Annotated in this window: 19 protein-coding genes; 13 read left to right on the plus strand and 6 right to left on the minus strand. The window is 69.2% G+C overall.

Going from position 1 to position 19717, the window contains the following annotated elements:
* Window positions 1-82: 82 nt before the first annotated feature.
* Complete coding sequence (locus ACIQ0W_RS06040) at window positions 83-1312, minus strand: DUF222 domain-containing protein (RefSeq protein ID WP_396641895.1); 1230 nt, start codon at window positions 1310-1312, stop codon at window positions 83-85.
* A 126-nt stretch (window positions 1313-1438) separates the two neighbouring features.
* On the opposite strand from ACIQ0W_RS06040, the gene ACIQ0W_RS06045 reads away from it, so the two are divergent.
* Together ACIQ0W_RS06045 and ACIQ0W_RS06050 are read left to right on the plus strand one after the other, a co-directional pair.
* Window positions 1439-2425 (plus strand): DUF368 domain-containing protein, encoded by a 987-nt coding sequence (locus tag ACIQ0W_RS06045; RefSeq protein ID WP_396641896.1) that lies wholly within the window; start codon window positions 1439-1441, stop codon window positions 2423-2425.
* A 72-nt stretch (window positions 2426-2497) separates the two neighbouring features.
* Window positions 2498-3043 carry a DUF4287 domain-containing protein gene (locus tag ACIQ0W_RS06050; RefSeq protein WP_396641897.1) on the plus strand — a complete coding sequence of 182 codons (546 nt, stop codon included), beginning with the start codon at window positions 2498-2500 and terminating at the stop codon, window positions 3041-3043.
* A 13-nt stretch (window positions 3044-3056) separates the two neighbouring features.
* On the opposite strand, the gene ACIQ0W_RS06055 is transcribed toward ACIQ0W_RS06050, so the two are convergent.
* A complete protein-coding gene (locus ACIQ0W_RS06055; RefSeq protein ID WP_396641898.1) occupies window positions 3057-3887 on the minus strand; it encodes a helix-turn-helix domain-containing protein in 831 nt (276 codons plus the stop codon).
* Between the two features lie 82 nt (window positions 3888-3969).
* Between ACIQ0W_RS06055 and ACIQ0W_RS06060 the strand changes: the two genes are divergently transcribed.
* From ACIQ0W_RS06060 to ccsB, 5 genes are read left to right on the plus strand one after another with little or no spacing between them, the layout of a single operon-like run.
* A complete protein-coding gene (locus tag ACIQ0W_RS06060; protein WP_036301531.1) occupies window positions 3970-4599 on the plus strand; it encodes a histidine phosphatase family protein in 630 nt (209 codons plus the stop codon).
* Window positions 4596-5198 carry a TlpA family protein disulfide reductase gene (locus ACIQ0W_RS06065; protein WP_396641899.1) on the plus strand — a complete coding sequence of 201 codons (603 nt, stop codon included), beginning with the start codon at window positions 4596-4598 and terminating at the stop codon, window positions 5196-5198. Before ACIQ0W_RS06060 ends, ACIQ0W_RS06065 begins: the two co-directional genes overlap by 4 nt.
* A 13-nt stretch (window positions 5199-5211) precedes the next feature.
* Window positions 5212-5967 (plus strand): cytochrome c biogenesis CcdA family protein, encoded by a 756-nt coding sequence (locus tag ACIQ0W_RS06070; RefSeq protein ID WP_396641900.1) that lies wholly within the window; start codon window positions 5212-5214, stop codon window positions 5965-5967.
* The gene (locus ACIQ0W_RS06075) at window positions 5948-7666 is read left to right on the plus strand and encodes a cytochrome c biogenesis protein ResB (protein WP_396641901.1); all 1719 of its coding nucleotides are present in this window, start codon (window positions 5948-5950) and stop codon (window positions 7664-7666) included. The genes ACIQ0W_RS06070 and ACIQ0W_RS06075 overlap by 20 nt, the downstream gene beginning before the upstream one ends.
* 4 nt (window positions 7667-7670) lie before the next feature.
* Window positions 7671-8717, plus strand: coding sequence for a c-type cytochrome biogenesis protein CcsB (gene ccsB / locus ACIQ0W_RS06080; RefSeq protein ID WP_396641902.1), 1047 nt, complete (start codon window positions 7671-7673; stop codon window positions 8715-8717).
* Between the two features lie 20 nt (window positions 8718-8737).
* On the opposite strand, the gene ACIQ0W_RS06085 is transcribed toward ccsB, so the two are convergent.
* Window positions 8738-10711, minus strand: coding sequence for a YhgE/Pip family protein (locus ACIQ0W_RS06085; RefSeq protein ID WP_396641903.1), 1974 nt, complete (start codon window positions 10709-10711; stop codon window positions 8738-8740).
* Window positions 10708-13494, minus strand: coding sequence for an efflux RND transporter permease subunit (locus ACIQ0W_RS06090; protein ID WP_396641904.1), 2787 nt, complete (start codon window positions 13492-13494; stop codon window positions 10708-10710). The genes ACIQ0W_RS06085 and ACIQ0W_RS06090 overlap by 4 nt, the downstream gene beginning before the upstream one ends.
* A gap of 127 nt (window positions 13495-13621) precedes the next feature.
* Here ACIQ0W_RS06090 and ACIQ0W_RS06095 point away from each other — a divergent pair, with 127 nt between their 5' ends.
* The gene (locus tag ACIQ0W_RS06095) at window positions 13622-14260 is read left to right on the plus strand and encodes a TetR/AcrR family transcriptional regulator (protein WP_396641905.1); all 639 of its coding nucleotides are present in this window, start codon (window positions 13622-13624) and stop codon (window positions 14258-14260) included.
* Here the strand turns inward: ACIQ0W_RS06095 and ACIQ0W_RS06100 are convergent.
* On the minus strand, window positions 14238-15239 hold the full coding sequence (locus tag ACIQ0W_RS06100) for an o-succinylbenzoate synthase (RefSeq protein ID WP_396641906.1): 1002 nt from the start codon (window positions 15237-15239) through the stop codon (window positions 14238-14240). The two genes, ACIQ0W_RS06095 and ACIQ0W_RS06100, sit on opposite strands and share 23 nt — an antisense overlap.
* Before the next feature lie 39 nt (window positions 15240-15278).
* Here ACIQ0W_RS06100 and ACIQ0W_RS06105 point away from each other — a divergent pair, with 39 nt between their 5' ends.
* The 4 genes from ACIQ0W_RS06105 to ACIQ0W_RS06120 are packed head-to-tail and all read left to right on the plus strand — an operon-like array spanning window position 15279 to window position 18888.
* Complete coding sequence (locus ACIQ0W_RS06105) at window positions 15279-16178, plus strand: 1,4-dihydroxy-2-naphthoyl-CoA synthase (RefSeq protein WP_304688642.1); 900 nt, start codon at window positions 15279-15281, stop codon at window positions 16176-16178.
* 7 nt (window positions 16179-16185) lie between these two features.
* On the plus strand, window positions 16186-17247 hold the full coding sequence (locus tag ACIQ0W_RS06110; protein WP_396641907.1) for an AMP-binding protein: 1062 nt from the start codon (window positions 16186-16188) through the stop codon (window positions 17245-17247).
* A 9-nt stretch (window positions 17248-17256) separates the two neighbouring features.
* A complete protein-coding gene (locus ACIQ0W_RS06115; protein WP_396641908.1) occupies window positions 17257-17895 on the plus strand; it encodes a LysE family translocator in 639 nt (212 codons plus the stop codon).
* 27 nt (window positions 17896-17922) lie between these two features.
* Window positions 17923-18888: a 1,4-dihydroxy-2-naphthoate polyprenyltransferase gene (locus ACIQ0W_RS06120; RefSeq protein ID WP_396641909.1), complete on the plus strand. Its 966-nt coding sequence runs from the start codon at window positions 17923-17925 to the stop codon at window positions 18886-18888.
* On the opposite strand, the gene ACIQ0W_RS06125 is transcribed toward ACIQ0W_RS06120, so the two are convergent.
* Entirely contained in the window at window positions 18862-19140 is a 279-nt protein-coding gene (locus tag ACIQ0W_RS06125) for a DUF4229 domain-containing protein (RefSeq protein ID WP_396641910.1), read from the minus strand. The two genes, ACIQ0W_RS06120 and ACIQ0W_RS06125, sit on opposite strands and share 27 nt — an antisense overlap.
* Before the next feature lie 107 nt (window positions 19141-19247).
* Between ACIQ0W_RS06125 and ACIQ0W_RS06130 the strand changes: the two genes are divergently transcribed.
* Window positions 19248-19673: a PLD nuclease N-terminal domain-containing protein gene (locus ACIQ0W_RS06130; RefSeq protein WP_396641911.1), complete on the plus strand. Its 426-nt coding sequence runs from the start codon at window positions 19248-19250 to the stop codon at window positions 19671-19673.
* Window positions 19674-19717 lie beyond the last annotated feature (44 nt).

Below are 19717 nucleotides of genomic sequence, written 5' to 3' on the forward strand. Positions count from 1 at the left end.
GTCAATGAATCTCGGAGTCAAACCGCCACCAGGGTGAACCGGCAACCCCATCATCCCGCCAGAGCGCCAATGGATTTCTGGGTCAGGCAGCCATCAGGACCGGGCCACTCCCATGCTCTCTATGGATCTCGCACCACCCGGCGGGAACACCGCAGCCGGGGATGATGCATCCGCCGTCCCGCAGCGCGATCGCGCGGCGCTGGTAGCGGTTGAACACGCGCTCCTCGGTGCCGAGGCGCAGGATGCGTCCGTTGTCGCCGAGGACCACCCGCTGCACAACGCCCGCGCAGCCGATGTGCCGCGCTGAAGTGAGCGACAGGGGCTCGTCGGTGCCCTCGGTATGCGCCCAGCCGCGGCCGGACTCGAGGTCTTCTGACCGCACGGACACCACCAGGGTGGGGGCCGCGCCGCCGATCGTCGGCAGCTCGCCGCTGACGGCCGCGGCCGCGAGCGCACCCGCGAAGGCATCGTGCTGCTGTTGCGGGCGGGCGCGATCATCGAGGGGCGCCGGGATGTCCGAGGCATTCGCTTCGATGAACCGCACGCCATCGCCCGCGACCTTCGGCGAGAGTGATGCGTCGAAGATGCGCTGCAACTGCGCGGCGACCTCGGGCAGCAGCCGCCCCTGGATCGGCACGAGCCCGTCGCGCGCCGGGCCCAGTGTGAGCGCGCGCTTGAGTAGCGCCTGCCGTTCGCGCGGCTCGGCGCCGTCCTGGTCGAGCACGACCGCCCACACTCGGGCCTGCACCTTGAGCAGGTCGGCGCAGAGGGGCGGGGCGCCGTCGGGCCCCTCGCCGCGGGCTTCGGCGGCGAGAACCTGGTCGGCGACGAGCAGTGCCTCGCGCGACACCCCCGACACCAGCGACGAGAGCGGCTCGGCCACGGCCAGGACGCCGTCCAGCCCGACCTCACCGTCTAGCAGGGCCTCGCGCATCGCGGGAAGCGCGGCGGGCTCGAGCTCACCCGAGAAGACCGAGCGACCCTGCCGAGTGGCCCGCGCCGCGCGCTCCAGACGACCCACGGTCTGCGGGCCGAGACGCGTCGTGCGCTGCACGAGCTCGCTCACGCCCCGGCATCCGAGTCGCGACGTCAGCCGCTCCTCCCGCACCACCGATTCGGACCGCACCGCAACCTCCGAAACGGCCTCGATCGTCAGCGCATCGACACGGCGACCGAGTCGCCCCAACAACTCGAGTGCAACCGCCTGATCGGCATCGGATGCCGCGGCCACGAGCCCCTCGCGGTGCACCCGATCGACAACCTCTCCGACGTGCGCGACCAGATCGCGCAGGGTGTCGACGAGGTTTTTCATACCTCTATTCTGCCGAGGGCCACCGACATTGAAGGGGGTGTTTGAGCCCGGTCAGAAGATAAATCTCAACCAAAATCAGCGACCACTCTCAGCATCCGAAAGGCGCGCCACCCGTACCCTTGATATATGACGCTGACCTCGACGATCTTGCGCCGCCGGGCCATCCTCACCGCTCTCATCAATATGGTTCGCGGTGGCCTGATCGGGATCGCCGAGTTGCTGCCCGGTATCTCGGGCGGAACCGTGGCGCTGATCACGGGCGTCTACGAGCGTCTGATCGACTCTGCGGCCCACCTGACGTCCGCGGTCAAGGTTCTCGCGACGGGCCCGGACCGCAAGCCGGGTTTCGCCGCCGAGATCCGCCGCGTCGAGTGGTCTCTGATCCTTCCCCTCCTGGTCGGGATGATCGCGATGGTCGTGCTCTTGGCGGGCACGATCGAATCCCTGGTCTCGGCCCACGCCGAGGCATCCCGCGGACTCTTCTTCGGTCTCGTCGCGGCCAGCATCGTCGTGCCTCTCACACTGATCCCGAAGCGCAGCCGATCGATCGTGTCTCGTCTGCTCGGGTTTCTCGCCTTCGCCGCCGCCGCCGTGACGGCATACCTGCTCGTGGATCTGGCCAGCGGCACGATCACCGTCGACCCGCCCCTGTGGGTCGTGTTCATCGCCGCGGCGATCGCGGTCTGTGCGCTCGTCGTGCCGGGCATCTCGGGCTCCTTCTTTCTCCTGGCCATCGGGCTCTACTCTCCGACGCTCATCGCCGTGGACGAACGCGACTTCGCCTACCTCGGCGTCTTCGCCGCGGGCGCTCTGCTCGGGTTGGTGACGATCGTCCGGGTCATGAAGTGGTTGCTCGACCACGTCCGCCGCTTCACCCTGCTCGCGATGGCGGGCCTGATGCTCGGGTCTCTCCGCGCCCTGTGGCCGTGGCAGGAGTTGGCTCCCGGGCAGACCAGCGGTGTCGGTGTTCCGATTGCTCCGACCGATCCGGTGTTCGCCCCGGTCGCGTTCGCGGTGCTCGGCGCTGCCCTCGTGATCGGCATGGTCGTCGTCGAGCGACGGTTGGGCGGGCTCGCTGGCAAAGACCGCGCAGAATCGGCCGTCGAGAACTGAACGCGCGCACCCGGCACGTCGGGTAAAGAACCTACAATCCTGACCCGCGGCCTGCGGACTAGCGTTGCCCGCATGGACGTTGACGCCGCTACGAGCACGATGATTGCGAACCTCCCTGAGCGAACGGGGCGGCCTCTCGACGAGTGGTTCGCTGTCCTCGACGATGCCGGTCTCGAGAAGCATGCGCAGGCGATGGCCCTCCTCAAGTCCGAATACGGCGTCACCCACGGGTTCGCCAACCTGATCGTGACGCTGCATCGATCCCGCGGGATTGCGACAAGCGATGAGTCCCTCGTCGACGCACAGTACTCGGGGAAGAAGGGCGCTCTCAGACCGATCTACGAAAGATTGGTCGAGCTCGTGACGACTTTTGGCGACGATGTTCAGGTCGACCCGAAGAAGACGGGGGTTTCGCTCCGCCGGAGCAAGCAGTTCGCCCTGATCGAGGCGCCGAGTGCCGCTCGTGTTCAGCTCGGGGTGAATCTGCGCGACGTGGCGCCTGAGGGTCGACTGCGTGCGGCAACCGGGATGTGTACGCACCGGATCGACGTGACGGCGGTCGACGAGGTGGATGACGAACTCGTCAGTTGGCTGCGGGAGGCGTATCGGCGCGCGTGACGTCGTGCCCGGTTCAATCGGGTGTTGTGGGTAGCTCCGCCAGCGGAACGAATAGGGCCTCGTCCGGACCGAACTCAGCGACAAGGCGCCCGTATTCCGACGGCGTCCAGCCGGTGAATCGTCGAAAGGCCCGGATGACGTGGGGCTGATCGTAGTACCCGGCGGCCGTGGCTAGCGCGCCCCAGTCGGGTGAGCCCGTGGCATCCCGGGCTGCGCCGACAAAGGCGTGAAACCGGGTGACCTGAGCGAAGACCTTGGGGGTGAGGCCCGTCGACGCCCGAAAGTGCGCGATCAACGTGCGGTGCGAGACACCGAGTCGCGCCGCGAGGTCGCCGACCGGTGTCTCTGGTCGGCTCGCCAGTGCGTCGGCCGCGCACTCGGCAACCGGATCCGGCGGGGCCAAGGGTACAGACAGGAGATAGGACGCGAGCTCATCGAGCGCCGCCGATGGCGTGGGCGCGGCGCGGAGTCGCGTGACGAGCGGACCGACGTCCGTGTACAGCGTGCGTGCGTCCTCAACCCGATTTACGATCTGCTCGGCCGGTGCCCGCGTGGTTCGGGCCAACCCGGCGGGGGTGAACGCGGCACCGACATGACGGATCTGCGGCGGTGACTCGATCACCAGATAGTCCGAGTGCACCCCCGAGACGAACGCGTCCGAAACCGTCGTCGGCACGCCGCCGCGATCGAAGAGTCGGTAGGGCGCCGAGAGATTCACGATCAGGTGGGCGGACGGTTGGGGCAGGATCTTTTCGAACGGGCGGCTCCTCGCAGTGTCGAGAAACCACAGTGACGTGACGATCCCGCGCAGTCCCGTCGGGGGCGGGCGCTCGTCGTAGATCACGGGGCAAAGATAGCGCCTAGGCCCCGGGCGCTCACGGCCCCCGCCCAGATTCGCGCCGTGTCCGCCGACGTAGACTGAAGAGGTGCCCGCCGACCGCCTCCACCTCGTGCGGCATGGCGAGGTGCACAACCCGATGCGCGTGCTCTATGGCCGCCTTCCCGGGTTCGGGCTGAGCGCCGACGGGCGCCGGATGGCCGCCGACGCGGCGCGGTACGTCAATGATCTCGACCGGCCCCTGGCATCCCTCGTCTGCTCTCCGCTGCAGCGCGCTCGCGAATCGTCGATTCCGTTCTCCGAACTCTTCGGCTTCGAACCGCGCGTCGATGAGCGCGTGATCGAGCCCACCAACGTCTTCGAGGGGCGCCGCATGAAGCAGGCGCTCGCGAATCCCGCCAACTGGCGGTATCTGCGTCGGCCCGAGATCCCGAGTTGGGGCGAGCCCTACGTGAGCGTCGTCGAGCGGATGCACGCGGCGATGAACGAGGCGTGGGACGCCACCGACGGCGGCGACGTCGCGATCGTGTCGCACCAACTGCCGATCTGGGTCACACATCTCTCGGTCGCGGGGCTGCCGTTGCGCCACGATCCCCGCCGTCGGCGCTGCGCGCTCTCGAGCGTGACGAGCTTCGAGCGCCACGGCGATGTGTGGCGCGAGGTGGACTATGCGGAGCCCGCGAACACCGCTGGCGCCGTGGATGTGGGGGCGGTATGAACGTGCGACGGATGCTGGGTGGCCTTGCCGCTCTGGCGCTCGCGGTGACACTGGCGGCGTGCACGGGTGGCGGTGACCCCCTCGCCGACGAGTACCGCGAGGGTAGCGACAAGGGTTACATCGCCGGCAGCTACGACGTCGTCGAGATTCCCGCCGCCGAGCGCGGCGAACCGGTCGAGTTTGCGGGCGTGACCGAGCTCGGCGATCCGGTCTCGAACGAGGACTCCGCGGGCGAGGTGCTGGTCGTCAACTTCTGGTACGCCGCGTGCGGCCCGTGCCGCGTCGAGGCCCCCTTGCTCGAGCAGGTCTGGCAGGAATATGAGGGACAGGATGTCTCGTTCCTCGGCGTCAACACCTACGACCAACCCGATACGGCCCTGGCCTTCGCCGAGACCTACGGCGTCACGTACCCGAGCGTGATCGACATCAACGACAAGAACGTCGGACTCGCCTTCGCCGATGCGACCCCGATCCAGGCAACCCCGACGACGCTCGTGCTCGATCGCCAGGGTCGGGTCGCTGCCCGGATCATCGGTCAGCTCCAGAGCGCGTCGATCCTCTCGACCCTCGTCGGCGATCTCCTGGCGGAGTCGTCGTGATGGCGGAGAACCTGTGAACCCCGGGGCCACGATCGTTGATGGCGCTCTGTGGCTCGCGATCCCCGTCGCCCTGCTCGCGGGGTTGATCTCGTTCCTCTCGCCGTGCGTCCTCCCGCTCGTGCCGGGATACCTCGGCTTCATCGGCGGCTCCGTCGCGCCGCGCGGCGCGGGTTCGAGCGCCGCAAAAGCGGGTCGTGGACGTCTGCTGGGCGGGGTCCTGCTCTTCATCGCCGGATTCACGGTCGTCTTCATGACCGTCACGATCCTCGGCGGTGCGGCCGGCCGCTTCTTCATCCAGTACGGCGACCTCATCACCCGCATCATGGGCGTCGTCATCATCCTGCTGGGGCTGGTCTTCATCGGCATGTTCGGCGTCGCTCAGCGCACGCTCCGCCCGCAACTGCGAGGCAACGCCGGGCTGATCGGTGCCCCGCTGCTCGGGCTCGCGATGGGCATCGGCTGGACCCCGTGCATCGGCCCGACCCTCACCGCGATCGTCTCGGTCTCCTGGAACCTCGGCGACCCCTGGCGCGCGGCCTGGCTGGGTCTGGCGTATTCGCTCGGGCTCGGCATCCCGTTCATCCTGATCGCCCTTGGCCTCGGCTGGGCGACGCGGTCGGTCGACTTCCTGCGCCGCCACATCCGTGTCGTCAACATCATCGGGGGCCTCATGCTCGTCGCCCTCGGTCTGCTCATGGTCACCGGATTCTGGGGTCAGATCATGTCGCGTCTCGGGGCGGTGATAAGCGGTGTCGAACTCCCTCTCTGACCCGCTTCGCCCGAGCGATCACGCGGACGGCGCGGCGGATGTCTCGGCCCCGCGCCTCGGACCCGTCGAGTGGCTGCGATGGGCGTGGCGTCAGGTCACGAGCATGCGCACAGCCCTCGTGCTGCTGCTTCTGCTCGCGATCGCGGCCATTCCCGGATCCCTCGTTCCCCAGCGCAGCGCCGACCCGAACGGCGTCACGCAGTACTACACCGATCAGCCCGATCTCGCGCCGATCCTCGATGGGCTGAGCCTCTTCGACGTCTACACGTCGCCCTGGTTCTCCGCGATCTACCTCCTGCTCTTCCTGTCGCTGATCGGCTGCGTCATCCCGCGTGCGAAGCACCACGCGAAGGCGCTCATGTCGCGCCCGCCGCGGACGCCCGTGCGCCTGTCGCGTCTCGCGGACTACGAGAAGCACAGCGTCGAGGCTTCGGAGAGGACGGATGCCGCGGCCCAGGCATCCGACGCCATCGACCTCGCCGCCCAGCAGCTGCGCCGCGGCGGATACCGCGTCGAGCGGGACGATTCCCGCGGCACCTGGTCGGTCTCGGCGGAGCGTGGGTACCTGCGCGAGACCGGAAACCTCGTCTTCCACATCGCCCTCGTCGGCGTGCTGATCGCGGTCGGTTTCGGTGGCGGCTTCGCATACACCGCTCAGCGCGTGGTGGTCGAGGGTACGACCTTTGTGAACACGCTCACCGACTACTCATCCTTCAACCCGGGTCGGTTCGTCGACGGCACGAGCCTCGCGCCCTACGCCGTCACCCTCGACGAATTCCAGGTCTCGTACCAGGGCTTCGGCACGAACGCCGTCGGCCAGGCCGGAGACTTCGCCGCCGTCATCACGACGCGCGAGCCCGATGGTCAGTCCGCCGAGGACGCGATCCGCGTCAACCACCCGGTCGACCTCGCGGGCGACAAGCTCTATCTGCTGGGCAACGGCTACGCGCCGACGATCGTCGTGCGCGATGCCGAGGGCGTCGTGCAGTATCGCGAATCGCAGCCCTTCCTGCCTCAAGACACCAACATGACCTCGCTCGGCGTGGTGAAGGTCGCGGACGGCTTCCCCGAGCAGCTCGGCATGATCGGATTCTTCTATCCGACGCAGGACGTACTCACGTCGGGGGCCTACACGTCGACCTTCCCCGACCTGATCAACCCGGTCCTCACGTTGAACGTCTTCCAGGGCGACCTCGGCATCAACGACGGCACACCCCGCTCGGTCTACACGCTCGATGTCGGCGAGATGACCCAGCTCACCGGTGGGTCGACCGGCACCGACTCGATCGAGCTGCGCCCCGGCGAGACGGCGGATCTGCCGAACGGCCTCGGCACGGTCACGTTCGAGGACGAGTCCGCGACGATCGCCTCGGAGGCTCCGGTCAAGCGCTTCGCATCGCTGCAGGTGCACCGCGATCCGTCCGCCGTGTGGGTGCTGGTGTTCGCCGTGCTGGCGCTGCTCGGTCTGCTCACGGCCCTGTTCGTGCCGCGTCGACGCGTGTGGGTCAAGGCATCTGTGCGGAACACGGCCGAGGGCGCCGACCTCGAGTTCGAATACGCCGGCCTCGCCCGCGGTGAGGACCCGGCGCTCCGCGCGGCCGTCACGCAGATGGCAGAACGCCACCTCGCTGCCCTCGGCGAGCCGCCCGCAGAGCAACGCGGCGACCGCCGCGATGCCCCCACCCCCGACGTAAACTGAGGCCATGCCCGCCGACGAAACGCTCTCGCTGGACGCCGTATCGGTGCTCCTGATCTGGACGGCCATCACGATCTACGCACTCGCGTTCATCGCCTACGCCCTCGACCTTGCGCGTCGCTCGGCCATGGCGGTCGATGCCAAGGCGGTTCCCGAATACGCCACGCAGCGCGAGCTGGTCGGGGCGGGCACGCGCCTGGGTTCGGGTGCGCCGGTCCGTGGGACGGGCTCGGTCGACGTCGCTCAGCCGCCCGCGACTCCCCGTCGCCCGCGACAGATGTGGGCCCGCGTCGGCACGGCGTTGACGGTCTTGGCGTTCCTGTTCCACCTGGGTGCCACGATCACGCGCGGAATCGCGGCGGAACGCGTCCCGTGGTCGAACATGTACGAGTTCTCGATGACCGGCACCCTGTTGATCGTCGCGGTGTACCTCGCCGTTCTGTTCCGCTACGACCTCCGATTCCTCGGAACCTTCATCACCGGCCTCATCGTGATCCTTCTCGCTGGCGTGCTGCTCGGGGGTCTGTACACCGAGGTCGTTCCGTTGATGGACCCGCTGAAGAGCGTGTGGCTCGTCATCCACGTCTTCGTCGCCTCGCTCGGCACGGCGTTCTTCGCGCTCGCCTTCGCCCTGTCGGTCGTGCAGCTCATGCAGGCGCGTCGTGAGCGGCGTGCGGTTGAAGCATCCGAGGCGGCCGCCGAAGCGAAGCCCTCGCCGCGCTTCCTGCGCACGCTGCCGACCGCCGATGCGCTCGAGAGCCTGGCCTACCGCTTCGCGATCGTCGGTTTCATCTTCTGGACGTTCACGCTGATCGCCGGCTCGATCTGGGCGCAGGATGCCTGGGGTCGCTACTGGGGCTTCGACACGAAGGAAGTCTGGACCTTCGTGATCTGGGTGCTCTACGCCGGATACATCCACGCCCGTGCGACCCGCGGCTGGCGCGGCACGCGGTCGGCGTGGCTCGCGATCATCGGCTTTGCGGCGGTCATGTTCAACTTCACGATCGTGAACATGTTCTTCAAGGGACTGCACGCGTACAGCGGCCTGTCTTGAGCCGGCTGCACGCGCGCTGATCAGACCGGAGTCGCCGCGAGCAGGGCCCGAGCCGAGGTCGAGCGGCGCTGGGCCACGACGATCATGGTCGCGATCAGCGACAGCGCGCCCCACGCGATGAGGCCGACGGCGCCGGCGGTCACCCCTCCGGCGCTCGTGAGTGCACCGACCATGGCGTGATACGCCGGCGCAGTCGGCAGCAGCCCGGCGATCGAGGCGAGGGGACCCGGAACGGTCGAGACGATGCCGGTCGCGAGTGCCAGCACCCCGATGAGCGCCGCGACCCAGCGGCCCGCGCCCCCGAGAACAGCGACGAGCGCCTGGTTGACAGCCGCGAAGGCGACCCCGGCGATCACGCACACGGCCGCGAACGTCCACCACTGGCCCCAGTCATACGAGGCCGCGAACTGCGCGACGATCGCCACGAGCAGACCCTGGGCCGCCCCGAGAAGGGCGGCGGGCAGGAAGGCCCGCAGCGTCAGGCGCACCGTGGATTCGCGTGCGGCGAGAGCCCGGCCGGTCGCTGCGCGCAGTGCGACGAATGTCGCCACGCCGCCGAACCAGAGCACGACCATCGACAGCAACGGGATCGCGGATGCGCCGAAGAGCGACGTTCCGATGCCCTCCGTGCCGACGGGGTTGCTGAGGACGGTGGCCAGGCTCGTCGCCTCGTCGTCGGTGTAGGTGGGCAGGGCGGCGGTCGCCTGATTAAGGCCGTCCGCGAGCGAAGACGCCCCGGTCGCGAGCGAGCCGACACCGTCGACGAGGGACTGGGCTCCTGCGCCGAGCTGTTCGGCCCCGGTCGCGAGCTGCGCGGTGCCGTTCTGTAAACCTCGGGCTCCGTTCGCGCTCGATGTCGTGCCGTCGGCAAGTTGGGTGAGCCCGGACGAGAGCAAGTTCGCGCCTCCTGCGGACTGCCGCAGCCCGTCCACGACGGGCGAGGTCGGACCGGTGATCTGACCGACACCGGCCGCGGTTCCCGCGGCGGCGGGCACGAGCTGATCGGCGTACGCATCGGTCGTGCTGGACCTCACGAGCGCGCCCTGCAGCGACGTGCAGAATGCGCCCGAAGCCCCGGAGGCCCCGCAATCGGCGACGAGCTGCGTGAGAGCGGCGGTCGTGCCGGCGCTCTGCCCGTCGACAGCGGCGGCGAGTTGCGACGCCCCGTTCGCTGCCTGGGAGAGCTGCGTGCCCGACAGCTGATCCGCGATCTGCGTGATTCCCGAGCCGATCCCCGCAGCCCCTCCCGCCGAGCTGCGAATGCCCCCGGCGATCGTGTCGAGCCCGCCCGCGAGCTGCGCAGCTCCGGTGGATGCCGAACTCGCGCCGCTGGCGAGCTCTGTCGCGCCGCTGGGGAGCGCCGCACCGCCCTCGGCCGCCTGCGCGGCACCGTCGGCGAGCTGCCCTGCCCCGTCCGCCGCCTGACCGATCTGGTCGGAGAGCGTGGTGAAGCTCAGGAACACGTTCTCGAGTGTCAATGTCGAGATCTGCTCACCCATCACCGTCGCGGCCGTCTGCGTGACCTGCGCGGTGATCGCGTCGTCGACGAGCAGGGATTCGGATGACGTCGCCACCTCGATGACCGCCTTCTCGGGCGTCGTCGAGGCCGAGTCGGCCAGAGCCTGACCCGACGAGGTCGCGGCGGACGAGAAGCCCGACGGGATCGTCACGACGGCGTCGTACATGCCGTCCGCGAGCCCTTCGGCGGCGTCCTCGTCGTTCGAGAGCACCCAGCTCAGGTTGGAGTCGAGGTCGTCCGATCCCTCGACGAGTCCGGCCGAGAGCTGGCGTCCCAGAGGCGTGTACTGGTCGTTCACGGTGACGGGCTCGTCGTCGTTCACGATCGCGGCGGTGATCTCGTTCAGCCGCTCGGTCGGGTTGTAGAGGGCGGTGACGAGGATGCCTCCCAGCACCGCGGGCAGCAGCAGCACCCCCAGCACGGTCAGCCAGGTCACGGGTCGGCGCGAGCGCGCGCGCTCAATCGGAAGAGTCATGCGTTCACCTCATTCGAGCTCGTGCGAGCTTCGTTCTTCGTCAGAGTCAATCCCGTCACGTCCGGCCGTCGAGCTTCGGCGAGCAGGGCGAGGGCGGCGGGCTCCCGCCGGGCCGAGGCGATCACGGTGAGCCTTCCATCGGGCGACCGGTCGGCGGCGTCGCGCAGCAGCGCGGATGCCTGGTCTCTTTCGGCGTCGCCGATGACGGCGTCGAGGCCGTCGATCACGACGAGGCGCGGCGACCCGGCGAGCGCTCTCCGCAGCTCGCTCATCGGGTCATCCGTGTCCGTGAGCAACGCGACGCCGACGTGCGAGCGCACCCAGGCGCTCCGCCCGGGCAGCAGGTGCCCGCAGACCTTCAGTAAGCCGTCGCTGGGTGCGATGCGTCCGGCGAGGGTCAGGAGCAGGCTCCGTGCGGCGACGGGGTCGGGTGAGGACACGACCAGGGTCTGTCCGGGCTCGAGGCGCAGGTCGACTGCCGAGAACAGCACGCGGTCGCCCTCTTCGAGCGAGAGGTCCGCGGCGACGGCCACGGCGGACGTGTCGGGCTCGGGCCAGTCCGCGTACTCGATCTCGCGACGAACGGCATCGCCTTCGATGTCGATGTGCGGCAGGATGCGGTCGAGCCAGCGGGGGATCCACCATGCCTTGTCGGCGAGGAGCGCCATGACGGCGGGGATGAGCGTCATTCGGACGAGGAAGGCGTCGATCGCGATTCCCGCGGCCAGCCCGAGCGCGATCGGCTTGATCGAGGTGTCGCCCTCGGGCACGAACGCGGCGAACACCGCGAACATGATCAAGCCGGCCGCCGTGACCACGCGTGCGGACGCGGTGAACCCGGATCGGACGGCGCCGATCGCGGTGAGCCGGTCCGCGCGGCCACGCCGCTCGCGGGAGGCGTGCACGAAGTCCTCGCGCATGCGGGTCACCAGGAACACCTGGTAGTCCATGGCGAGCCCGAACAGCACGCCCATCAGAACGATCGGCATGAAGCTGATCACGGGGCCCGTTCGGGTGACGTGCAACAGGTCGGCGAACCATCCCCATTCGAACACGGCGGCGACGATGCCGAAGGCGGCGGCCACCGAGAGCAGGTAGCCGAGCGCTGCCGTGAGCGGCACGGCGATGGAGCGGAACACGATCATCAGCAGGATGAACGAGAGTCCGACGACGAAGATCGCGAAGGGCAGCAGTGCGGCGCCGAGCCGATCGGAGATGTCGATCGCGATGGCGGTGAACCCCGTCACCTTGAGATCGACGCCGTACTCGTCGAGCAACTGGTCGTGCTGCGCGCGCAGATCGCGCACGAGTTGCGCGGTGGCCGGATCATCCGGAGCGGTCGTCGGAATGATCTGGATGATGCCCGTGTCGGCGGTTTCGTTGGGCGTCGCGAGGGCGATCGTGTCGACCCCCGGAGTCTTCTCGATCTCGGCGGCGAGGTCGTCCATCAGGGCGACGGGGTCCGTCGAGGTGACGATCGTGCCGGTCATGATGAGCGGGCCGTTGAACCCGGGCCCGAACTCCTCGGCGATCAGGTCGTAGCTCTTACGCGCTTCGGACGACTCGGGCAGCATCCCCGCGTTCGGCAGGGCGAGGGCGAGCTGAGTGGCGGGGATCGCGGTGATGCCGAGGCCGACGATCAGCGCCACGGTCGTGATGACCGGATGCCGCGTCACGCCGCCGACCCACCGCTGCGCGAAGCCGAGGCGCGGACGCGCCGGGCCCGACCGGCGGGCGCGGGGTGCACGCGGCCGCGGCATCCGTCCACGCACGCGCCCCTTGATGAATCCCAAAAGGGCGGGGGTGAGGGTCAACGCGACGAGCACGGCGATGGCGACGGCCAGGGCGGCCGCGATACCCATCGTGGTGAGGAAGGGGATGTTCGCGAAGGAGAGCCCGATCAGGGCGATGAGCACCGTGATTCCGGCGAAGACGACCGCCGAACCCGCCGTTCCCGTCGCGCGCGCGACGGACTCTTCCGGATCGATCCCCGACCGCACCTGGTCCTGGTGTCGGGCGACGATGAAGAGCGCGTAGTCGATGCCCACCGCGAGACCGAGCATCAGGGCGAGCAAAGGTGTCGTCGACGAGATGGTCGTGAACACCGTGGCGAACAGGATCAGTGCCATCGACAGCCCGACACCGATGAGCGCCGTGACGAGGGGGAGCCCCGCGACCAGGAATGATCGGAAGGTCACGATCAGCACGAGCAGGGCGATCAGGATGCCGACGGCCTCTGTGATCGTCACGCCCGGGACGGAGGTCGAGAACAGGTCGCCGCCGAGCTCGGCTTCGGATCCGGCGGGAAGTTCGTCACGCAGCTCGGTCACGACGTTCGTCAGCTCTTCGCGTGTTCCGGCCGAGACATCCGTCGCCTGCCCGTTGAACTGCAGCCGGACGATCGCGGCGGACGCGTTCTCGGTGACGAGACCCGAAACCGCCTCGTTGAACGGATCGGTGACGGCGAGCACGCCGTCGATGTCTTCGAGCTCGGCGATGGACGCCTGGATGTCGTCGAGGTAGGGGGCTTCATCGACGCGATCGCCGTCCGCGGCGACGATGATGTACTGGGCGCTCGTGCCGCTCGCCTGGGGGAAGGTGCGGCTCAGTTGCTCAAGCCCCTCTTGCGCCTCGGTGCCGGGGATCGAGAAGGTGTTATCGGTGCCCTGGCCGAGCAGAACAGCCCCTGCGCCACCGATACCGAGCAGCAGAAGCCACGCGATCACCACCCGCCAACCGTGACGGTACGCCCAACGTCCCAGTGAGTAGAGCAGAGTGGACACACGGCCTCCAGGGCGTTCGAGTAGTCATATCGATACGCCGGTGTATCCGATACATAGGTGTATCGTAAATGCTCCCACGGATGCGAGGCTGTGGAGTCGATGTGAGGATTTCTCGAAGGGAGCGCGCATGGGTGAAACGGCTGTCGCGACCACCCGGCGCCGCGAGGCGACCCGGCAGCGACTTCTCGATGCCGCCGCGCAGGTGTTCGCCGAGGTCGGCCTGGACGCGGCATCCGTCGAGGCCGTCTGCGAGCGCGCCGGGTACACCCGCGGAGCGTTCTACTCCAACTTCGAGACGAAGGAAGAACTCTTCCTCGAGCTCGCCGGTCGCGTCGCGCGTGAGCGGGTCGCCGCCGTACGCGCGCGGGTCGGGGAGCTCGAGCACGCTCACGCCGCTCCGAGTGCCGACGCGTTCTCGATCGTTCAGGAGGTCTTGGACGTCTCGTACGACGATCGTCTCGGCGTGCTGCTCATGAGCGAGATCCGGATCCATGCGCTCCGCAATCGTGTGCTCGCCGATGCGTACCTCGCCCAAGAGGCGGAGATGGTGGCGAGCGTCGCTCAGATCATCGCCGACATCGTTCGCGCCCGCAGCCTCGCGCTCCGAATCCCCGCGGAGGAGGCTGCGCGCCTCATGCTGATGGCGTGGGAGGGTGCATCGGTGCGAGCGGTGATGGCAGGGCTCGACTACGAGGAGCTCTGCCGTCGCACGAGCGTCGACATCGGCCGCCTCGCGCAGCTGATCATCGACCCTCCCGCGCACTGATCACGGCCAGGCAGCGCTCGAGGCGGGCGAGCCACCACTCCCGCCGCTCGGGCGGTGCCGCCAACCGTTCGAGCGCATCGGCATCCGGCCAGATGCGTCCCACGGCGATCGTGCCGGCCCGCGGGGCGAAGCTCGCGACGTCCGTATCGAACAGCGCCGAGGTGCCCAGCCCGCAGTCGTAGTCGAGGTCGGGGAGCGCCGCCGCGAGCGCGGCGCCCATCGACAGCCCGATCGCCGTGTCGAGGGCGCTGGAGACGATCACGGGAAGCCCCGCACGTTCGACGATGTCCAGGGCTCGGCGGATGCCGCCGAGCGGTTGGGCCTTGATCACGAGAAGGTCGGCGGCGCCGGCGCGCGCGACCGCGACCGGATCCTCGGCCTTGCGCACGCTCTCGTCGGCCGCGATCGGGATGTCGAGGTAGCGGATGCGTTCGCGCAGCTGCACGAGCTCGTCGATGGACGCGCACGGTTGCTCGATGTATTCGAGGTCGAACTCGGCGAGCGCGTGCACCGCATGCTCGGCCTCGTCGACGTTCCACCCGCCGTTCGCATCGACGCGGATGCGCCCCTCGGCACCGAGCTCGTGCCGGACGGCGCGTACGCGTTCGACGTCGTCGGCGAGTCGCTGCCCGGGCTCGGCGACCTTCACCTTTGCCGTCCGGCATCCCGGGAAACGCGCGAGCACGTCGGCAACGGATGCCGCGGGCACCGCGGGCACGGTCGCGTTGACCATGATCTCCGTCCGCTTCGGCTCGGGCAGCTCCTGCCATCCGTAGTCGAGCGCAGCCTCGAGCCAGGTCGCGGCCTCGTCGTCGCCGTATTCGGCGAAGGGCGAGAACTCGGTCCACCCGGCCGGCCCTTCCAGCAGCAGCGCCTCGCGGACATCGAGCCCGCGGAAGCGGACGCGCAGCGGAAGCGCGACGACGACCGCGCGTTCGCGGAGTTCGTCGAACGAGGGCAGGGGCGATGCATCCGTCATGTCCCCATCTTGCTCCTGCCGGTGCCTAGGCTGAGTCTCATGGTTTCGGAGATCTTCGATTCCGCGGAGTGGCGCCTCGCGCCCGGCGCGGACGCCTACACGGACATCACGGCGCACGTGTCGGTCGACGGTCGCATCGCGCGCGTCGCCTTCAACCGCCCCGAGGTGCGGAACGCCTTCCGCCCGCGCACGGTGGACGAGCTCTACCGCGCCCTCGACGTCGCACGGCAGGACCCGAAGATCGGTGTCGTGCTGCTGACGGGCAACGGGCCGAGCCCGAAGGACGGCGGATGGGCGTTCTGCTCGGGAGGAGATCAGCGCATTCGCGGCCGCGACGGCTACAAGTACTCCGAGGACGAGACTTCCGTCACCGATCCGGCGCGTTCGGGGCGCCTGCACATCCTCGAGGTGCAGAGACTCATCCGGTTCATGCCGAAGGTCGTGATCGCGGTCGTACCCGGGTGGGCTGCCGGCGGTGGACACAGCCTGCACGTGATCTGCGACCTGACGATCGCGAGCGCCGAGCACGGGAAGTTCAAGCAGACGGATGCGGATGTCGGTTCGTTCGATGCCGGTTACGGCAGCGCGTATTTCGCCAAGCAGGTCGGCCAGAAGTTCGCCCGCGAGGTGTTCTTCCTCGCCGAGGAGTACTCCGCCGAGCGCGGCCGCGAGATGGGCACGGTCAACCGGGTCGTGCCGCACGCCGATCTGGAGCACGAAGCTCTCGCGATGGCGCGGACCATCCTGGGCAAGTCGCCGACCTCGATCCGCATGCTCAAGTTCGCGATGAATGCGGTCGATGACGGACTCGTCGGGCAACAGGTCTTCGCCGGCGAGGCGACGCGGCTCGCCTACGGCACGGACGAGGCGACCGAGGGTCGTGATGCCTTCCTCGAGCGCCGAGAGCCCGACTGGGCGCCGTACCCCTGGCAGTTCTAGTGCCCGCATGAGTGACACGTCGAGCGAGCCGCGCGCCGTCGCCGCGGGCCTGCCCGCCGCGCTCAGCGGCGTCGAACCGGTCCTGATCACGACGTCCGGCTCGACGGGCGTGCCGAAGACGGTCGTCTTGAGCCCCGCGGCCCTGCGGGCGTCCGCTTCGGCGACGGCCGCGCGGATCGGTGAGGGTGCGTGGCTGCTCGCGTTGCCCGTGACCTACGTCGCGGGTCTGCAGGTGCTCGTGCGCGCGCACCTCGCGGGGACGAGTCCGGCCTACCTCGACGGGCCGTTCACCCCGGATGCGTTCGTCGCAGCCACGCACGAAATGCCCGTTTCGGCGGCGCGCTACACCTCGCTCGTGCCGGCGCAGCTCGCAACTCTCGTCGCGGCTGCCGAGACCGAGCCGGGCGTGCGGGACGCCGTGCGGTCCTTCGAAGCGCTCCTGATCGGCGGGCAGGCCCTCCCCGTGCCGCTGCGCGAGCGCGCCGATGCCCTCGGCGTCCGCGTCGTCCGCACGTATGGCTCGACCGAGACGAGCGGCGGGTGTGTGTACGACGGCGTGCCGCTCGACGGGGTCGATGTGCGGGTGATGGGCGGCGAACTGGTGATCGCGGGACCGACTCTGGCCGACGGATACCTGGGTGATGACGCCCTGACGGCCGCGGCCTTCCCCGTCGACCGCGACGGCATCCGTCGTTACCGCACGGGTGACACCGGTGCGGTCGAGGATGGCGTCGTGCGTGTCACCGGCCGCCGCGACAACGTCATCGTCTCGGGCGGGATCAACGTCTCGCTCGATCGTGTCGAGGCGGTCGTGCGCGGTGTGGGCGGACTCGAGCACGCCGTCGTGATCGGCGTGGCGGACGAGCGCTGGGGTGAGGCATCCGTCATCGTCGTCGAGTCGATCGAAGGCGGAGACGGCGCCGCGCTGCTCGAAGCCGCCCGCGCCGCCGTCGCCGGGGCGATCGGACCTGCCGCCCGCCCGTCGCGCCTCGTGCGACGACCCGTGCCGCACCTGCCCTCGGGCAAGCTCGATCGGGAAGCTCTCCGGCGCGCGATCCGCGAGGAATAGGATCGCGGCATGGTCCCCTGGCCGCAGCTCGCCGCGTTCTTCATCGCCTCGCTCGTGCTCATCGTCATGCCCGGACCCTCGGTGCTGTTCATCATCGGCCGGTCCCTCGCGCTCGGTCGCCGGGGCGGCGTCCTGTCCGTCGTCGGCACGACGCTCGGCATGCTCGTCCTGGTGGTGCTCGTCGCGCTCGGGCTGGGTGTGATCGTCGCCCAGTCGGTGGTGCTGTTCACGATCGTGAAGTTCGCCGGAGCCGCGTACCTGATCTGGCTGGGCATCCAGGCCATCCGGCATCGCAAGGAGGCAGCCGCCGCGGTCGCTGCGGGAGCTGCCGCCTCATCGACCAGGCGCCTCGTCGGGGAGGGGTTCGTGGTCGGCGTGACCAACCCCAAGACGATCGCCTTCTTCGTCGCCGTCCTACCGCAGTTCGTCGACTATGGTGCGGGGACGATCCCGCTGCAGATGCTCGAGCTCGGTGCCATCTTCGCGTTCCTGGCGTGGGCGAGCGATTCGGTGTGGGCGCTCGGGGCGGGGTCTGCCCGGGACTGGTTCGCCCGCAGCCCGCGTCGCGTCGAGCGCCTCTCGGCGGCCGGCGGAGGCATGATGATCGGCCTGGGCGGAGTGCTCGCGCTGACCGTCTCGAAGCACTGAGCGGCGATCCGCCTAGGATGAACCCTCGTGGCAGGTACAACTCGCAAGCGGACCGGTAAGAAACAGCGTGGCGGCGGCGACCCGCGGCGGAGCGGTCGCCCCGACGCCGTGACCGTCAAGCCCGCAACCGCCCGGGACTGGATCGGTGCCGCGCGTCCCCGAACCCTGCCCCTCGCGATCGCGCCCGTCGTTGTCGGCACGGGAGCCGCCGTGCTCGCGACCGGCATCTTCCACTGGGTCATCGCGCTGGCGTGCCTCGCCGTGTCGGTGTGCCTGCAGATCGGCGTCAACTACGCGAACGACTACAGCGACGGCATCCGCGGCACCGACAACCACCGGGTGGGCCCTGGACGACTGACGGGCGCGCGTCGAGCGAAGCCCCGCACGGTCCTCGCTGTTGCGCTGGTCTTCTTCGCGCTCGCCGCAGTCGCAGGCCTCGCGATCGTGATCCGCACCGAGCAGTGGTGGCTGATCGCCGTCGGCGCGGCCTGCATCGTGGCGGCGTGGTTCTACACGGGAGGCCGCCGGCCCTACGGATACTTCGGGCTCGGCGAGATCTTCGTATTCGTCTTCTTCGGGCTCGTCGCCACGATCGGCACGACCTGGGTGCAGGCCCTGGCGGTGCCGCAGGAGGCCTGGTTCGGTGCCGTCGCTATCGGCTTGCTCGCCTGTGCGGTGCTGCTCGCCAACAACCTGCGCGACATCGATCAGGACCGCAGCGCCGGCAAACGGACGCTCACCGTCCTGATCGGCAAGCGGGCGACGCAGGTGCTGTTCACCCTGTTCGTGCTCGTGCCGTTCGTGATCGCGGGCTTCCTCGCACTGGTCTACCCGATCGCGTGGCTCACGCTGCTCGCGTTGCTCGCGGGGCTTCCGGCCATCCTGATCGTCTGGACCTTCCGTGCCCCGCGTGAGCTCGTGACGGCGCTGGCGCTCACGTCACTGACCTCGCTCGGCTACGCCGCGTTACTCGCGTGGGCGTTCGTCGGCTGACAGCTCGTCTTCGGCGTCCTCGTCCGGCACCAGCGACCGTGAGTCAGACCGGCGCTTCGCGAGCCCCTGGGCGACGGCGGCGCGCGGCTGGCGCAGGAACAGCAGGGACAGGCTGAGCCCGAGCAGGGCCGCGAAGACGACGGCGATGAGCCAGTTCTGGCGGAAGATCGGAAGCAGCAACATGAGGCCGAGCGGCACCAGGAACGCGAGCAGCCGCAGCACGCTGTAGACGAGGACCGGCGGAACCTTCACCCCCTCATCCTAGGTCGGCGGCCCCAGCCCGGAGGCTGCCCTGGGCAGACCCTCACAGTTACGCAACGACGGGTCTCGGCCCACCCTGCGCGCCTAGGATGGTTCCTATGCCCCGCGTGCTCCTGATCGTGGCGGTGCTGGCATTGGCGTTCTACGTCGTGAGCATCGTTGACGTTGCCGTGCAGCCACCGACCCGTCACCGGGGAGTCTCCAAGGCCACGTGGATCGCGATCGTCATCCTCCTTCCGGTTCTCGGCGGCGCCCTGTGGTTCGTGGTGGGACGCTCGCGTCCATCGCGTCTGAAGCTCGCGCTCGCGCCCGACGACGACCCCGAGTTTCTCGGACGCGTCGGAGGGGGGTCGTTCTCGGACCAGGACGAGCGCATCCGTCGTCTCGAAGAAGAGCTCGCGATGCTCGACTCTGAGGCGGACGACCCGCGGAACGCCGCTCCGGCGCCGGTGGACCCGGAGAGTGCCGACCCGGGCGCGATCGATCCGGACTCCGACGGCCCGCGCCGCGGCTCGATCGGCTGAAAGTGTCCCCTGCCGGCGGCGGTACGCCGCGGACCTCGCCGAGC

It is taken from the genome of Microbacterium sp., from assembly GCF_044340635.1.
Classification (GTDB): domain Bacteria; phylum Actinomycetota; class Actinomycetes; order Actinomycetales; family Microbacteriaceae; genus Microbacterium.

What these genes read in the sequence shown, in the direction of transcription:
- ACIQ0W_RS06130 (WP_396641911.1), top strand. Translation starts at nt 19,248, where the DNA reads ATGCCCCGCGTGCTCCTGATCGTGGCGGTGCTGGCATTGGCGTTCTAC.
- ACIQ0W_RS06105 (WP_304688642.1), top strand. Translation starts at nt 15,279, where the DNA reads ATGGTTTCGGAGATCTTCGATTCCGCGGAGTGGCGCCTCGCGCCCGGC.
- ACIQ0W_RS06100 (WP_396641906.1), bottom strand. Translation starts at nt 15,239, where the DNA reads ATGACGGATGCATCGCCCCTGCCCTCGTTCGACGAACTCCGCGAACGC.
- ACIQ0W_RS06045 (WP_396641896.1), top strand. Translation starts at nt 1,439, where the DNA reads ATGACGCTGACCTCGACGATCTTGCGCCGCCGGGCCATCCTCACCGCT.
- ACIQ0W_RS06095 (WP_396641905.1), top strand. Translation starts at nt 13,622, where the DNA reads ATGGGTGAAACGGCTGTCGCGACCACCCGGCGCCGCGAGGCGACCCGG.
- ACIQ0W_RS06085 (WP_396641903.1), bottom strand. Translation starts at nt 10,711, where the DNA reads ATGACTCTTCCGATTGAGCGCGCGCGCTCGCGCCGACCCGTGACCTGG.
- ACIQ0W_RS06065 (WP_396641899.1), top strand. Translation starts at nt 4,596, where the DNA reads ATGAACGTGCGACGGATGCTGGGTGGCCTTGCCGCTCTGGCGCTCGCG.
- ACIQ0W_RS06050 (WP_396641897.1), top strand. Translation starts at nt 2,498, where the DNA reads ATGGACGTTGACGCCGCTACGAGCACGATGATTGCGAACCTCCCTGAG.
- ACIQ0W_RS06040 (WP_396641895.1), bottom strand. Translation starts at nt 1,312, where the DNA reads ATGAAAAACCTCGTCGACACCCTGCGCGATCTGGTCGCGCACGTCGGA.
- ACIQ0W_RS06115 (WP_396641908.1), top strand. Translation starts at nt 17,257, where the DNA reads ATGGTCCCCTGGCCGCAGCTCGCCGCGTTCTTCATCGCCTCGCTCGTG.
- ACIQ0W_RS06110 (WP_396641907.1), top strand. Translation starts at nt 16,186, where the DNA reads ATGAGTGACACGTCGAGCGAGCCGCGCGCCGTCGCCGCGGGCCTGCCC.
- ccsB (WP_396641902.1), top strand. Translation starts at nt 7,671, where the DNA reads ATGCCCGCCGACGAAACGCTCTCGCTGGACGCCGTATCGGTGCTCCTG.